General features: G+C 36.2%; 11 protein-coding genes. 5 read left to right on the top strand and 6 right to left on the bottom strand.

Annotated elements, in window-relative coordinates:
- Positions 1–92: 92 nt before the first annotated feature.
- Positions 93–2,801: a bifunctional diguanylate cyclase/phosphodiesterase gene (locus FZC40_RS14930; protein ID WP_186843812.1), complete on the bottom strand. Its 2,709-nt coding sequence runs from the start codon at positions 2,799–2,801 to the stop codon at positions 93–95.
- A gap of 248 nt (positions 2,802–3,049) precedes the next feature.
- Positions 3,050–4,108 (bottom strand): hypothetical protein, encoded by a 1,059-nt coding sequence (locus tag FZC40_RS14925; RefSeq protein WP_148605788.1) that lies wholly within the window; start codon positions 4,106–4,108, stop codon positions 3,050–3,052.
- 533 nt (positions 4,109–4,641) lie between these two features.
- Here FZC40_RS14925 and FZC40_RS14920 point away from each other — a divergent pair.
- The 4 genes from FZC40_RS14920 to FZC40_RS14900 all read left to right on the top strand — a co-directional run bounded on the left by FZC40_RS14920 (position 4,642) and on the right by FZC40_RS14900 (position 11,179).
- A complete protein-coding gene (locus FZC40_RS14920) occupies positions 4,642–4,893 on the top strand; it encodes a hypothetical protein (protein ID WP_148605786.1) in 252 nt (83 codons plus the stop codon).
- A 71-nt stretch (positions 4,894–4,964) separates the two neighbouring features.
- Positions 4,965–5,186 carry a hypothetical protein gene (locus FZC40_RS14915; RefSeq protein WP_148566522.1) on the top strand — a complete coding sequence of 74 codons (222 nt, stop codon included), beginning with the start codon at positions 4,965–4,967 and terminating at the stop codon, positions 5,184–5,186.
- Positions 5,187–5,981: 795 nt separating this feature from the next.
- Positions 5,982–7,391, top strand: coding sequence for a DUF1254 domain-containing protein (locus tag FZC40_RS14910; protein ID WP_148605783.1), 1,410 nt, complete (start codon positions 5,982–5,984; stop codon positions 7,389–7,391).
- A gap of 734 nt (positions 7,392–8,125) precedes the next feature.
- Complete coding sequence (locus FZC40_RS14900; RefSeq protein ID WP_148605778.1) at positions 8,126–11,179, top strand: methyl-accepting chemotaxis protein; 3,054 nt, start codon at positions 8,126–8,128, stop codon at positions 11,177–11,179.
- Between the two features lie 292 nt (positions 11,180–11,471).
- On the opposite strand, the gene FZC40_RS14895 is transcribed toward FZC40_RS14900, so the two are convergent.
- The 3 genes from FZC40_RS14895 to FZC40_RS14885 all read right to left on the bottom strand — a co-directional run bounded on the left by FZC40_RS14895 (position 11,472) and on the right by FZC40_RS14885 (position 13,899).
- Entirely contained in the window at positions 11,472–11,813 is a 342-nt protein-coding gene (locus tag FZC40_RS14895; protein ID WP_148605777.1) for a rhodanese-like domain-containing protein, read from the bottom strand.
- Complete coding sequence (locus FZC40_RS14890) at positions 11,806–12,315, bottom strand: MarR family winged helix-turn-helix transcriptional regulator (protein WP_148605775.1); 510 nt, start codon at positions 12,313–12,315, stop codon at positions 11,806–11,808. Before FZC40_RS14890 ends, FZC40_RS14895 begins: the two co-directional genes overlap by 8 nt.
- Positions 12,316–12,423: 108 nt before the next feature.
- Complete coding sequence (locus tag FZC40_RS14885) at positions 12,424–13,899, bottom strand: MFS transporter (protein ID WP_148605773.1); 1,476 nt, start codon at positions 13,897–13,899, stop codon at positions 12,424–12,426.
- 324 nt (positions 13,900–14,223) lie between these two features.
- Between FZC40_RS14885 and FZC40_RS14880 the strand changes: the two genes are divergently transcribed.
- Positions 14,224–15,102 carry a LysR family transcriptional regulator gene (locus tag FZC40_RS14880; RefSeq protein ID WP_148605771.1) on the top strand — a complete coding sequence of 293 codons (879 nt, stop codon included), beginning with the start codon at positions 14,224–14,226 and terminating at the stop codon, positions 15,100–15,102.
- Positions 15,103–15,297: 195 nt separating this feature from the next.
- Here FZC40_RS14880 and FZC40_RS17205 read toward each other — a convergent pair.
- Positions 15,298–15,636: TRM11 family SAM-dependent methyltransferase (locus FZC40_RS17205; RefSeq protein ID WP_420534742.1), on the bottom strand; the 339-nt coding region annotated here is incomplete at its 5' end.

The raw sequence follows: 15,636 nt of genomic DNA, 5'->3' as shown, positions 1-15,636 counted from the left end.
TAAATAAAAAAATCCGTGGCTTTTTATTTGTTTTAATCAATCATGCGGTTATTCATTTGTAAACAGACTCGTTTTTTATTTATCATTATCTTTCAATTTTTTTCATTCAAAATTATCTTTTCAAATTCACTTGCCGTTATTGGTTTATAAAAATAGTACCCTTGAATTTCATCACAGCCATTATCTTTTAAAAAGTTAAACTGTTCCTTTGTTTCCACCCCCTCTGCCAGCACCTTTAAGCCATTTTGATTGGCAAGCATAATGATGGCTTTGGCAATATTTCCATTATCTCTTTCAGGATAGTTTTTAATAAACTCCCGATCAATTTTCAATTTGTCAAAATTAAGTCTTTTCAGGTATTTTAACGAAGAATACCCGGTTCCGAAATCATCAATGGACACCTTCACACCCAACTCTTTTATTTTGTCTAATTTAGATTTTATGCTATCGATGTTTTTTACCAGGATACCTTCTGTTACTTCAACTTCTAATAGTTCAGCTGGCAATTCATATTTTTCCAGCAATTGTTTTATCACTTCAATAAAATCAGCCTTTTTAAACTGAACCGGTGAAAGATTAACCGCAACCACCAGTCTTCGATTCGTTAATACCATCCATTTTTTATTCTGTTTAATCGCTTCTTCTAAAACCCAGTCACCAATGGGAATAATTAAATCCGTTCTTTCCGCTACCGGAATAAATTGAGCCGGCCCAACATTTCCAAGTTCATCATTGTTCCACCTCAGCAATGCTTCCATTCCGATAATTTCTTTGGTTTCTGCCACAACCTGAGGCTGGTAGTTTAAACTCAGTTCATTCTTTTTAAGGGCACTTCTTAAGTGGGTTTCAAGTTTCAGATTTTCTAAATAACTATGCGTTATTTCCTTTTCATAGTATACATAAGTATTGCCGCCTGTTTGAATGGCATAATTTTTGGCCATATTAGCAAATTCAATCAATTTTTCCACATCAGCACTATGCTCTTGAAAGATCGAAATACCAATGGCGATATCTAAATATATTTTTTTATCTTCTATCTCAATTGATTCTTGTAGAAACGATATTAATTTATTGATAAAATGATCGAGTTTCAGTTTGTCCCGGCTGTTTACCCGAGCAATGACAAACTGCTCTCTGCCAATCTTACCGACCATATCCTCCTTACTTAAAAATGTCTTAATGCGGTTCGAGGCTTCTTTTATCATTTCAACTCCGCATTTCTTTCCCAAATTATCATTGAGAGTATTGAAGTTAGTAATTTCTATGATAATCAGGAAGAACTCATCAAATTTTTTAATGAGTTTTTTCATATCTTTTTCAAATTGAAGTTGCGTTGGAAGTTCGGTGATTTCATCATAATTTTTAATTTTGTTAATGGTTTCCTCGGTTATTTTGGTACTTGTAAGGTCCTCGAAAACCTCCAGATAATTAATTAATTCATGGCTTTTACTGTCAAACACTTTAGAAATAGTCATATAGCGAGGGTATGTTGTGCCGTCTTTTTTTTCATCGATAATTTCGCCCTCCCAGTTTTCATTCTCATTTACGGTATTTTGGATCGTCTCATATAGCAAAATCAACTGTTCATTTCTTTTGAATTCACTCGTTTTTCTTCCTATTACGTCGATTTCCGAATAGCCGGTTATCTTTGAAAATGATTCATTTACATAAACAATGCGTGCTTCCTCATTCATAATAATAATTCCCTCTTTGGAATTTTTGAATATACTATCTGTTAATTTTTCTCTTTCACTGGCTTCTTTTTTTTGCACTAAAAGCCAGGCGGCGATCAGGCTGATGATCAAAAAAACGAATGCCAATATGGTTGATCCCACGGCAATCATTCTATTGTCTTCATTGTTTAAGATTCCTAATCCACTCAAGGGAACATACTCAACTAATGTCCAATGAATATCATGATATGTTTTTAAAGGATAGATTGACGTATAATAATAAAGATTTGTTTGATCATCAAAATAACCCGATTCATTATTTTGAATTTCACCGAAAAGATCTGGCTGTTCTTGTCTAAATGAAACATCTTTTTTATTATCGTACATAAATGCAAAATTTCTGTCGGCTTCATCGCTTAATAAATAATAACCAACCTCATTCAACAAAATTGTTTTCATGCCTATGGTATTAATCGAATCATTTTCTATTTGATTTAAAAAATCCTGAGCCAGATAGTCCAGTACCAATATCCCTTTTCTCTCATTATTTTCATTAAACAGCGGTATAATAAATCGAATAATTGGTTTTTTCGGTTCCTCGATTACATAATTGTTAACACTTAAATCTAAAGGGGATATATAATTCTCGTCTTGATTTAGCTTCATTCCTTCCTGAAAATAGTCTTGATCCCCTTGATACTGTAAGTCACTATTCTGGGCTGCCTGGGAACTTGCATTTTCATAGTTCACTTTTATTTCTTCAAAACCGTCGTTATTAATAATTCGAATGGAATTATATGTTTTTTTATTGATCATCATATTTGAAAACATTCTTTTAATCTCATTGCTGTTTTCAACCATGCTATTGTCATGAATATAGTCTTTTAATTCATTTGAATTGAAAATAATATCTCCATCCGAACGGATTGCATTAAAAATTGATTCTACATCAGTACCCACAAATTCAGCATTATGCACTTGCTTGATCTTTATAATGCTTTTTTCGTTATTTATATTCAAATTGATATAAGCAAAAGCCAAAACGATTATAATAATAGCTATCGGCACAAAAATCATGACAAAATTTTTAAATACCCGATATTTACGGTTGTTTTTTGTATTCATCATAATTATCGCCTTCCCAATCATTAGAATCATTATACTAGAGGTTTTTCCATGATGCAATCGGTATCAAATGTAATTTTTTGATGCGAATTATATTAAATTTTGTTCCTCTATACTATGGTTTTGATTCCTAGTCAAATCGTTATTATTTAAAAAAAGACATCCATCAGGCAACTGATGAATGTCTCTTTTCATTATTAATATTTAGTTTTGATTGAACACTGCAAGGCTAATTTTTATTGTCCATCACTTTATAGATTAACCGTTACTTCTTCATGCACTTCAGCAGTATCGATTTGGTTAATCTGACAAAAATGATCTAAAAAGTCTTTTGCCAATTGAGCTTCCGCTGAATTTTCTTTTAACTCAACCAAAGCACGCAAAATTTGAATTGCCTGATCATCATTCAGATAACGAAATAAACCTGATCCCCATTGAACAACATCTTTTTTATTGGGATTGGTGTAATAACTCCAAAATTTCATTTTCTGAGCTTCTTCAAGGGTCAGCTTAATTTTGTACTCAGATTTTGTTGATACATACCCGGGATTATCATCATCACCTTCAAAAATATCATCTATTAAAAATGCACCGAAAATAATCCGTTCTTCTTCTTTCGTTGAAGGAAGTCTGGTGGTAAGTAAAGCCAAGCTGTTGTACTGCACATTTTTTAGTTTCTTGGGCTTGCCCTTGTTTTCACCATATTGTACTTTTCCAGCCGACGCTTTCCAATTTTTCAGCATCTGGCTCTCAAAACAAAAGGAACATTCATCAACAGCCATTAAACCATCCAATTCTTCTCTGGTCATTTTTTCATTATGGTATTTCTGACAATTGCTTTCTTCATCACTACACGAAACGAGATGTTTCTTTTCGATATTATATTGGATTACCGCATCACTGCAAACTCCATTATAACCAATTTGTGTCAGTGATTCTCCGCCATTGCAATAATTACATTTAAAAGCAAGATTACGTCGATCATTTGTTTTTTTCTTTACTTTCGATGTTTTTTTATGTAGTTTCGCATTAAATCTCTCTTGAATTTTTCTTGCTTCTTCTGTTTTTTCTATCAGTTCCTGTTCTTCTTTTTCTTTTAGTTCTTGTTCTTCCTTAATTTTTATGACTTTATTAACTTTCATGGAAATAACAGAATCCTGGAGATTTAAGAAATCTCTAAATGCCTCTGGATAGACAAATTTCTTTTCAAAAGTGTCAAATGAAACAGTAATATAACCATTGGTCAAATCCGTAATCGTACCATCCCCAAAAATTTTATGTGAAACTGCTGCATTTAATAGTTCAGTCATATTTTCACTCCTTGCAATTTTTATTTTCTAAATCATCTTCTTAATCACCCGGTACAAATCAGTTAATAGAAGTATTTTGAGCAATCTTAAAGAGCTTCTTTATTAATAATTCTGATTGAGCGTTGACTTAAAGTGTTTATAAACTTAATTATACGCCAAAAAAGAATAAATTTCAAATAAACTTCTTTTCTTTTCTTTGATATTGGAGTATTATATAAAGTTACAATTGTTTATCGAATTAAGCCGTGCAATCTTTATTAACCGCAAGACCTACGTTTTTCGTGTTTTTCTGTGGTTTACAGGCAATCCTGACTCATTAACTTCCTACACAAAAAAAACACATGGCGGTATTAAAACCTGCATATGTTTCTTTGAAAAGATAGTAAACATTTAAGATTTGCACAAAATCATCCTAGCTCTCGGATCTTATCTCTTTCTTTTTTTTAAAATAAAATTAATTTTGGAAAGCCTTGACATATACCGATATGCTATAATAGAAGTAATTAAGAAATAAATGTTAGGAGGTTTTAAAAATGGCCTTAAGATACTCAAGTAAAGTGATTGATGGGAAATTGAATATACGACATGATTATATTCAAACTGAAGGCGGAGATTTTCAAAAGCTGACCAAAAATTGGGTGATAAAAGCTTATGAAAAAGCTCAAGAATTAAACGACACTGAGTCAATGGAAAAACTGAAGAATTTAGAACTTAACGTTTGGATTCCTGGGAAAAATAATCAACCGGGAAAACACGTAAACTGGAGTTTGAAAGAAGAACTGTAAAATAGTAAACTTCATCAATCCGTAACTCAACCATGACGCCTGGTTGAAATAACTCGAAAGGAGCTAAAATAATGACTAAAGAAGAATTAATAACTATATTCAATACTGTTCAAAAAAAATTTGAAGATGAAATCAATGAAGACTATTTTCTTCAGCGACTAAAGCCTTATACAGATAGTGACGGATTTATTGAATACCATAAATTGGCAATGTTTGCCTACAATGAATCTTTGGCATCTTCAAAAGGTTTTCTTTTTGAAGTTCTGTCCGAAGTATTGGTCGATAAAGAATAAAGCGGTACCGCGATATTTTTAAATTTACCATCCATTATATGCACTCTTTGTCGGCTAATTAACTAATTTTTGACTATTCTTACGGTACTTCTTTTCATCTATAACACCTCAATTCGACTTAATAATAAAATGCTTAAAAAAGCGGCGAACCCTTCACTGGCTCGCCGCCTTTTCACATTAGGAATGAAAAGAAAAAGAGATTCTTTTGTTGTGTACTGGTTGTGTACATCTATAATAATAAGCAACGAAACTTTATAAAATCTTTAAATCATGTTAACAGTGGGTTAATTAAGGAACTGCTCAATTTACAAAATATAATGGTGCCGCTAATCTAGATAAGTACATACATCTGCACTTATCTAAGGTAACTCTATCTGTTTTGGAATTGGTGATGTCACCGAATCGCTGTTATTACTCCATTTCAGTTATGAACATGCTCTTTTCGCACTTAGAACAGCTCAAGAACAGCATCTCAACTATATTTGTTTCAATGATCTTGGCATATTCAAGCTTTTTTATTCTGTGGAAGACAAGAAAATTTTATCTGATCTGTACAAAAATACTATCGACGTTTTAGAATCTTATGAATTAAAAAGTAATACCGATCTTACCGACACCCTAACAATACCCCACACTGTGCCTAACTCTCCCTAAACCTTCGTCCTTTCCTCAACGGTAAACACGTCTCCAATAATTTGCATATGAAACAGTATTGACTGAATATATATTCAATTATATAATGAAAATACGAAAACAAAAGATTCAAATGTCATGTAAGAACGAAAGGAATTTAAAATGAAAAAGCCCGTTTTATTTCTCTGTCTTTTGGTCGGTCTTAGCCTGATTTCGGGATGTACACAAAACAAAACAGCTGATAAAACAAATACAGATACTAAGTGGGACACTATTTATGATGCCTATGTCTATGCTTTCCCGCTGGTAATGGTTAATGCAACTAAGGAAAAAATGACTAATACTGTCGAGCCGACCACCACTCAGGCACCAATTAATCAATTATTTCACAGTCGTAATCTTGCCAATGCCAGTGCCAAAGATGTGGTTACCCTGAATACGGATACCCTATATTCTCAGGCGTTTCTGGATCTTTCAGACAAAGCCATGGTTTTTGTCATGCCCCAGTCTGACCGATTTTGTTCCGGAGAAATTATGGACGCTTATACCAATGCCATAAAAATTGTTGGCTCCGGCAGTGATACACCTGAGCAAACCACCTATTTGCTCACGGGTCCCAACTATACCGGGGACATCCCCGAGAACATGACCCAGGTATCTATGCCGACCACTATGGGATGGATCATCGGACGCATTCTCAGCTATGGTGAGGCGGATCTTGAAAATGTCTATGCCATTCAAAGCCAGATGCAGCTGATCCCCCTGGAAAATTATTTATCGGGAGAAACCTATACCCCTCCCCAGGGAACCTATTCTGCTGACAATGACTTTATTCCGGTTGACGAGGTACTGGCCATGACACCCACGGATTTTTTCAATACGGCCAATGAATTGATGACAGCTAATCCGCCAACCGCTGCCGACGAAGCTCTCATTAAAAAAATCAGTGTCATCGGCGTCGGACCCGGACTTCATTTTGATGCATCTGTATTGGGAGATTCAGGGGCATCAAATTGGAAAACCATGATGAATAACCTGCAGTCAACTTTAACGAAAGATTCCCAGAAATTTCTTGTGACCTGGAATAATTGGAAATTCTTTGGCGAACCCGTCGCTGAATTTGGAACAGAATATGATTATCGAGCGTTAATTGCGCTCAATGGATTGGGAGCAAACCCTGTTTCGGTCGCAATTTATCCCAATGCGAATACAGACAGCAATGGTGATACCCTTTCCGGAACCAATTACTATACCATCCATTTTGATAAGGGTGCTCTGCCACTGGTTAAAGACAAGGGATTCTGGTCCATTACTGCCTATGACAGCAACAATTTTCTCATCGATAACCCGATTAATCGTTACAGTATTAACGACCGCAGCGCGGTAACTTATAATGAAGATGGATCACTGGATATTTTGCTTCAAACCCAAGCACCGGAGGATGCCACATTATCCAACAATTGGTTGCCAATTACGGATGGCGATTTCCATTTATATCTTCGGGTTTATCTTCCCCAAGATTCAGTTTTAAAGGGCGAATGGACTCCGCCAAGTATCACAAAAACCAACTGAAGGATATTTGCTTAAATTCAGTTTCCGCAGCAACTCTATAATGCGACATACGGTGCCTGTGAAAGCTCTGAAAAATCAAATACCCCTTTAATATATGGTACTACGTATTTTCATAGATGCAGCATAAAGAATCAGAGGTTTCCCTTTATTAGCTGGTCTTATTGAATTAGATGAATGTTAGACCGAGAAAAGAGACGATTCAGGTTCTTCAGGACTTGGATCGTTTATTTTAGTTTGTGAATTTGCTGATTTTTTTGCTGGTGGCTCCTGTTTCCAGCTTTTCTCTATTTGCAATCTTTCGGCGTATCAGCAAAAAGCATGTGCGACACCCCGTCACATAGAGATTAATGGTTACCTCGCGAAGATTTATTGGAAATGGGAAGACATCCATCTTCCCTAAAATTTTTTCTGTATAAATTGTTATAAAGTATATGCTTGTTTTGTCGATAATCCTAATACCATTCATAATAAGAGGAATCAGGCAAAGGGAGGACTTTGACAATGCCCCCATGAAGCGTTATTACAAAACATTCAATAATGAACTGACACCCTTTGAAGCGCGTCTTGATTTTGAAAATAGCAGCTCAAGGCGTTACAAAATTGCTTGACCACAACACAATTATCTATTATGCTTATGCTTATGTTTATATAATAGCTTGTCAATTATTATAGTGAGGCTTTGTGTCACTGGTATCTAATTTTAATTATCAATCAAACTGAAAGAGGTCTATTTCATGAAGAAAAATGAACAAGTTACTCATGGCAATCCCACAATTTCCACAAGTCAACCTAAATTTGGCTTGGCAAAAAAGCTATCATTATTTGTAATTATTGGTTTTTCAGTAGTCGTGCTTACTTTAGGTATAATCTCAGTTAATATCGGCACCAATGCCGTTCTTAATCAAGCACATGTTGATATGGCAAACTATGCTATATCCAGTGGCAAACAAGTCGGAGCTATTATTTCCGGAAATCTTGCCACTCTCGACGAGGTTGCTGCGGAGAATTCTGTAAAATCGATGGATTGGAATAACCAGGTTTCAGTTCTATCAGAAGATTTAAATCGATTGGGTTATGAGGATATGGCAGTCGTTGACATGAATGGTCATGGAAAATATGTCATTAGCGGCAGTGAATTTGATATTGATGATTCATCCTGGTTTAAAGACGCCTATAATGGTCAAAATGCTGTTACTGATGTTCGCTTCAGCAAAGTCACAAATAAAGCGAATTTTTATGAAATCGTCCCGATAAAAAGCAATGCAATGGTCGTTGGACTGCTTATTGGCAGACGTGATCCTACCTTTATGCAGGATGTTGTTTCAAATATGGGGGACAAGGGCAACCGTGAATACGGCTTCATTATTTCAAATAAAGGTATCATGATGGCGCATCCTACCGGAGCGCTGATTGAATCGGGGACTAATGTTTTTGAAGACGATTCCTTCGTGAGCTTTGCTGCTTCATATAATCAATTGGACGCAACAAAAACCAGTATTCTGAATTATGATTACAATGGTGAATCAAAAATTGCCAGTGCTGCTCCAATACCCGGCACCAATTGGACAATCATATACACCATCTATCAAAGCGACTTGATGGCTCCGATAACAAACTTACGAAATATTACCATTATCATTTCGCTGATTATACTGGCGCTTGGTGGTTTCATTGGATTTATCATGTCCAACCGAATCATCAGACCAATCGTCAAAATCAAAGATGCCTTGGATCGACTTGCTCTTGGCGATGTTGAAATTACGGTACCGGATATACACACAAAGGATGAAGTATCTGATTTAGTCACCTCTTTCCGTACCATGGTTACTAATCGGAAAGATCAGACCGAAGTAGCTCAACGACTGGCAGCAGGGGATTTTTCAGTCGAAATCACACCGCAATCAGACAAAGATGTTCTTTCTTACTCGATGATTTCAGTCATTGAGCAAATGAACAAACTTTACGACGGCATATCTGAGATTGCCTCTGAGGCTCGTGAAGGTCATTTGGACTTTAGAGGCAACGCTGATCTATATCCCGGTTCGTATAAAGACTTTATTTCAGGTTTGAATTCTGTCATTGACGCTTTTATTAACCCCATCCAAGTCTCTACGATATATATGAAACAAATTGGACAAGGCGAAATTCCTCAAAAAATAACAGATGTTTATAAAGGCGATTTTAATGATCTTAAAAATAATATTAATGCCTGCATCGATGGTTTAGACGCTCTTGTTGAAGGCAACCGAATCTTAGGGAAAATGCGTGTAAATGATTTTACTGAAAAAATTAAAAACGAATACTTTGGCATATATGGAGAAATTGCAAAATCAATTAATGAAGTCCACTACCGATTTGATCACATTGTCAATATTTCCAACAATATTGCCAATGGTGATATGCGCGACCTGCAAGAGCTAAATTCTATTGGTAAACGAAGCGATCAGGATACCTTAAACCCCAGCTTGATCAAAATGATTGAAAACATCGTGATGTTGGTAACCGAAACTGAAGACATGGCCGAAAAGGCTGTCAATGGAAACCTCAATAATCGCGGTGACGCTGACAAATTCAAAGGTGAATTCGCAAAAGTTATTTCTGGAATTAACCAAACCCTTGATTCAATCCTGGCTCCGATCATGGAAGCCTCTGTTGTTCTGGGTGAACTATCCTCTGGTAATCTTTCTACTTCTATGCAAGGAAATTATCATGGTGATCACGCAAAAATCAAAGAAAATTTGAATCTGACAATCACCTTCCTTAAGCGTTATGTCGATGAAATAACGTTTACTCTGGAAGCTCTAGGTCAGGGAAATCTTAATCAGAATATTACCAGCGATTATCAGGGAGATTTCTTAGCCATTAAACTTGCCTTAAACGGAATCGCCAATACTTTAAGTTCTACCATGTCAGATATTAATATTGCTGCCGGTCAAGTTGAGGTGGGTGCTCTGCAAATATCTGACGGTGGTCAGGCTTTATCTCAGGGAACGACAGAGCAAGCCAGTGCGATTGAACAATTAACAGCTTCTATTGAAGAAGTAGCCAGTGAAACCCAAAAAAATGCCACCAGCGCAAATGAAGCCAAAGACGTCACCATTAAAGTTCGTAATAGCGCACAAAAAAGCAACAACGAAATGGGTAAAATGGTTCATGCAATGGTGGAAATTAATAATTCATCCAACAACATTTCCAAAATTATTAAAGTCATTGACGACATCGCTTTCCAGACCAACATCTTAGCTTTAAATGCTGCAGTTGAAGCAGCACGGGCTGGTCAACATGGCAAAGGGTTTGCGGTCGTTGCTGAAGAAGTCCGTAGTCTGGCTGCTCGTAGTGCCGAAGCTGCTAAAGCAACAACCGGTCTCATTGAAGGGTCCATTGATAAAGTTTCCGTTGGTTCTAAAATTGCAGATGAAACCGCTGATAGCTTAAAAGAGATTTTAACAGAAGTTGAAAAAGTTACCAATTTAGTAAGCAATATTGCCCAGGCATCAAATGATCAGGCCAGTGAAATCGCCCAAATCAGCCAGGGTATTGATCAAGTTTCTCAAGTCGTTCAAACCAATTCGGCTACCGCTGAAGAAAGTGCTGCTGCCAGTGAAGAACTCTCTGGTCAAGCGGAACTACTTAAACAAATGGTCAGCACCTTCACATTAAAAAATCTGGATGGTTCAAAAAAATCCAGATCACCCAAAATTGAACCAAGCGTTTCAAAAAAACAGAATGAAAAGCCAATTTTCGAACCTCAAATTCGCCTCGACGATTTTGACGCAGATAAATACTAAAATTAAAAAACCAAAACTGCCAGCCGATTTGCATTTCTATCGCTAAACCGACTGGCAGTTTAATTTTAAGCTAAAGCACACAATAAAAAAGCAGCGCGCCAGTGAAGGGCGCGCTGCTTTTTCATATTAGGAATGAAAAGAAAAAGAATTTTTTTGTTGCATACTTGCTGTGTACATCTATGATGATACGCATTGAAACTTTATGAAACCTTTGAATTATGTTAACAATGGGTTAATTAAGAAACTGCTAAGTTTACAAGATATAACGGTACCGATATTAAATAAGATGATATTATAACTCGTCTAAAGGCAAGCTCATACCAACCCAAGCTTCAATACCTCCTGAAAGTTCATAGGCATCGAATCCATTTTTTAACAATATTAGTTGTGCTACTTTCCCAAGGTCTGTTCCACCATTCCAGTCATAGACAACAACAACCTTCGATTTATCAATTTCTTCTAATCTTGATGCAATTTCTTTCGCTGGTATTTCAAGCGATCCTTTAATCTTTGTTTTTTTTACTTCTTTTGGTGCATTTCTAATATCAATAACAACCAAATTGTCATTATTTAGAAGCTCCGTATGTGTTTTTTTTAAACTCAGCACCAGTTCAAGGTAGTCAATTTTATTCATTGTTTGTGTCCCCCTTAATTTTATTTAGGATTAATTGTAAGTTTTCCTTTTCAACATCAGAAAGTACATCCATCATTTTATTTGCTTTCAAATAGTTATATGGTAAAAACTCTTTTAGCTTAGCTATTCCTTTTTTTGACAATACAATCATAGTAGAACGACCATCGTTTATATTTTTTTCTCTGATGATGAATTCAGATTTTTCTAATCCTGCTAATAAGCCAGTAATCGTTGCTTTCTTAACGCCTGCTTTTTTAGATAATTCTATAGGGGTCAAGCTTTTTGAGTTCTCCCGGTAAAGTAACATCATTAACGTAAACTTTGCTTCCGTTAATTGAAACGTTTCAATGAAGGAATCGTAGTTTTTTGATAAATCTCTGGCAACTTTTTGGAAATCTAAGTAAAGCAAAACATTGGTTATGTTTATTTCGCTCATTTCCTCTTTATAAGCTAATAAAAGCTCTCTAGTTGGTATATCTCTTAGGTTAATATTAATCGGCATCTCCTACTTTCTATAGATAGTATGGCACCTAATCAAATAAAAGTCAAGCATAAATTTCATCCATCAAAATCGCATATTCGATGCCCTTTTGCACAACTCAAGTTTTATCTATTCGGTTTGATTATAAATGCAGATTTCTCTTTTCCGTTTATTCTTGAGTATCTCTTTCTGCTTCTGATATAAAAGAATCAGTCCCAATAATAATGCTACCGCGAAGAAGATTATAAAGAAATAAAAGCTGGAGTCAATCGAGCGGATCAAATCTTCATTTGCCTGAAAATTCGCGAAATCAGCCATTCCAACAATAGCTTTCGTTACAATAGCTGGTGGGACAGTAATCTCAATCACCAATATAGCAAGAGTTTGACTTAAGGCTCGTCCTAGGTTGTAAATCGTGTAGAACATTCCTGAAGCTGATCCCGCTTGTTCCTGCGGTGCGGCCGATAATACAGTTTTAGCAATCGACGGCCATGCTATTCCATTGGCTACCGACATGATAACTAGCGGAATCACTACAAACAGCCTATTCAGCTGTGATCCCAGATGCCCTAATGAAAACATCCCAATCATTAAAAACACAAGCCCGATTACAATCATCCGTTCCGCTCCGAAGTGATCTGCTAGCTTTCCTCCAATGGGGCCCATAATAAGTTGCGGTACTGATAATGAAATCATTAATAAACTTGCGGACATGGCATTCAAATGCAACGCACCTTGGAGATAGATACTGAGCAGCAGGGTTATTGAAAAGTAGGCAACACAATAGCTGAATGTAATTCCCAAACCGATGCTATATCTTCGGTACAAAAACAGTCTTAAATCAAAAAGTGGATGCTGAATACGCAGTTCAATGACTAGAAAAACACTCCAGAGAACAATTGCGGCTGCCAATAATTCAAGCGCTGGAGCCGATGCCCACCCCCAGGATTGTCCATTAGAAAGGACAACCATCAAGGCTGACAAGCCCAGTCCAAAAGTGAGTATCCCAAGCCAGTCTGTTTTTGTTTTTTTCAAGGTCTCATTTTCCTTTAAGACGATAGCTGCACCAATAATTCCAATCAACGCAAACGGAACGGTAACGAAAAAAATGGAACGCCATCCGTAGCTACCGATTAATGCGCCTCCGGCAACCGGTCCGATCAACGCACCAATCACCCAGGAGGTAGCATTGATGCCAAGCGCCAGCCCGAGCTGATTTTCCGGAAAAGTCTTTAAAATGATGGGTGTGGCAGTCGCCAATGCCAATGCCGCACCGGTCCCCTGAATTACCCGGTATAAAATCAATACAGATCCCGATGTGGCAAATCCACAAAGAACTGTCCCGATTGTAAAGATACAAAAACCTAATAAGAACACTTTTTTGGTTCCAATAATGTCAGCCCATCTTCCGGCCGGCAACAACAGCACCGTACTTGCGATGATATAGGAGGTAATCGATAATAATCCAGTTTCTATCGATATATTGAGACCCTGCATCAGCTTTGGAAGGCCGATAATGACGATGGTGGAGTCAACGTTCGTTATGAAGGAAACAAGTGTAACAACAAGTAGAATGATCCATTTGTGTGAATATGATTGTGTCATAAAATTTCTCCTCTTTAAAATAGTGTACAATTATATGCAATGACCATTGAGCAATTAAATTAAACTGCTCTTTGCCTTCCCTTCTGTTATTTTTTTAAACTACAGCCAGTATACAGAAAAAAAGATATCATGTAAAATGATTGCATATGATTATATAATTCATTGAAAATGATACTCTGAATTGTTAAAGTTATCATTTTGTGATTGCATTTGTGCAAAATCATTCTATTTAAATTAAAATTAGAAATTCGTTGAGAACTATGGTTATAATCGTTATGTATCATGTATAATGATAGAACTATAGCAACAATCAAGGAGAATTAAATGGAAAGCAATGATTTACGGATTTTTAGAGCTGTTGCACTGGAGGGAAGCATCACCAAAGCAGCTCAAATGCTTGGTTACGTTCAGTCCAATGTTACTGCCCGGATTAAGCAACTGGAAGCAGAATTAAAAACGCAACTTTTTTATAGAAAGCACGGAATGATTTTAACTCCGACTGGTGAGAAGTTGCTTCCTTATGCTGTGCAAATTCTGCATCTGCTTGATGAGGCACACAAGGCATTAAATGATTCTGATAAACCGACCGGTCGTTTGGCAATTGGAGCCAATCACACCGTTTCCTCCCTCCAACTTCCACAAATACTTTCAGAATATCACAAAGCATATCCTGACGTCGATCTATCACTCACCACCTCATCCACTGATGAGCTCATCTATAAAATACTTCATTTTCAGCTTGACGGTGCATTCGTAAAATCATCTTCTTTTATCGATGATAATATTGTCGAAGAACTGGTCTATGAGGAAAATCTGGTGCTTATTTCGAGTCCTGAGACTGACGATATACGGACTGCCTGTTCCAAACCGTTTCTGATGAACACGATCGGATGTCCGAACCGAGTCAATCTTGAACAATGGCTAAACGCTGAGGGTATAAACAATATTCGATACATGGAATTTAATAATTTGGATTTCATTATTGAAGGCGTAATGGCGGATCTTGGGGTCTCTTTTGTTCCTCAGTCCGCCATCCAAAGATATGAAACAAAGGGTCTTCTCAAATCATTTTCGATTCCTCCGCAATACAGTACATCAAAAACCTTTTTCATCAGACATCAAGACACGTTGATGACTAGCGCACTTGCAAAATTTATAGAAACGATTGAAAGTAAAACACCTTATCATCAGATTGCCCACTAATGGTTCCCAAGGAATCCTCCCTGAGGCTACCAAAAGGCATCATCTGAATTTGAACTACTTAACGATGACTTAATTTTTTCAGCTTCAATATCTAAAGATAATTCGGTAAAATGCTATCTATTCGAATACTCTATTTATAATCATATTGCGTATTGTCATCTTATTTTCCAAGTCCTTGTTTTCCTCTAAATTCATCTATCCTACTTCGCATACCCAGATATAACGCAAAAAATCACCATTTTTATTTTTCCCAATTTTACAATGATCTATGATTTTGAGATTTTCCTGTACGAGTTCATCTCTTATATCTTCTGCTGAAGCCAATACGATTTTTTTTGAAATTCTTATCGCATTCCTAATGATTTTTAATTGATTTTCATCATTTTTAAGGCTGAAATTACCATATGGAAGATCTACAATGGCAGCATCAAAACTATCATCTATGTCCTGAATATCTCCAGTAATAACCTTTGCTTCATAGTTAAAATATCTCAAGTTTTTTCGTGCATTTTCAGCAGTTTTACTATTTATTTC

Origin of the sequence: Acetobacterium tundrae, assembly GCF_008086615.1 — a bacterium.
Taxonomy (GTDB): Bacteria; Bacillota; Clostridia; order Eubacteriales; family Eubacteriaceae; genus Acetobacterium; species Acetobacterium tundrae.
This window is presented reverse-complemented; position numbering and strand designations above follow the sequence as displayed.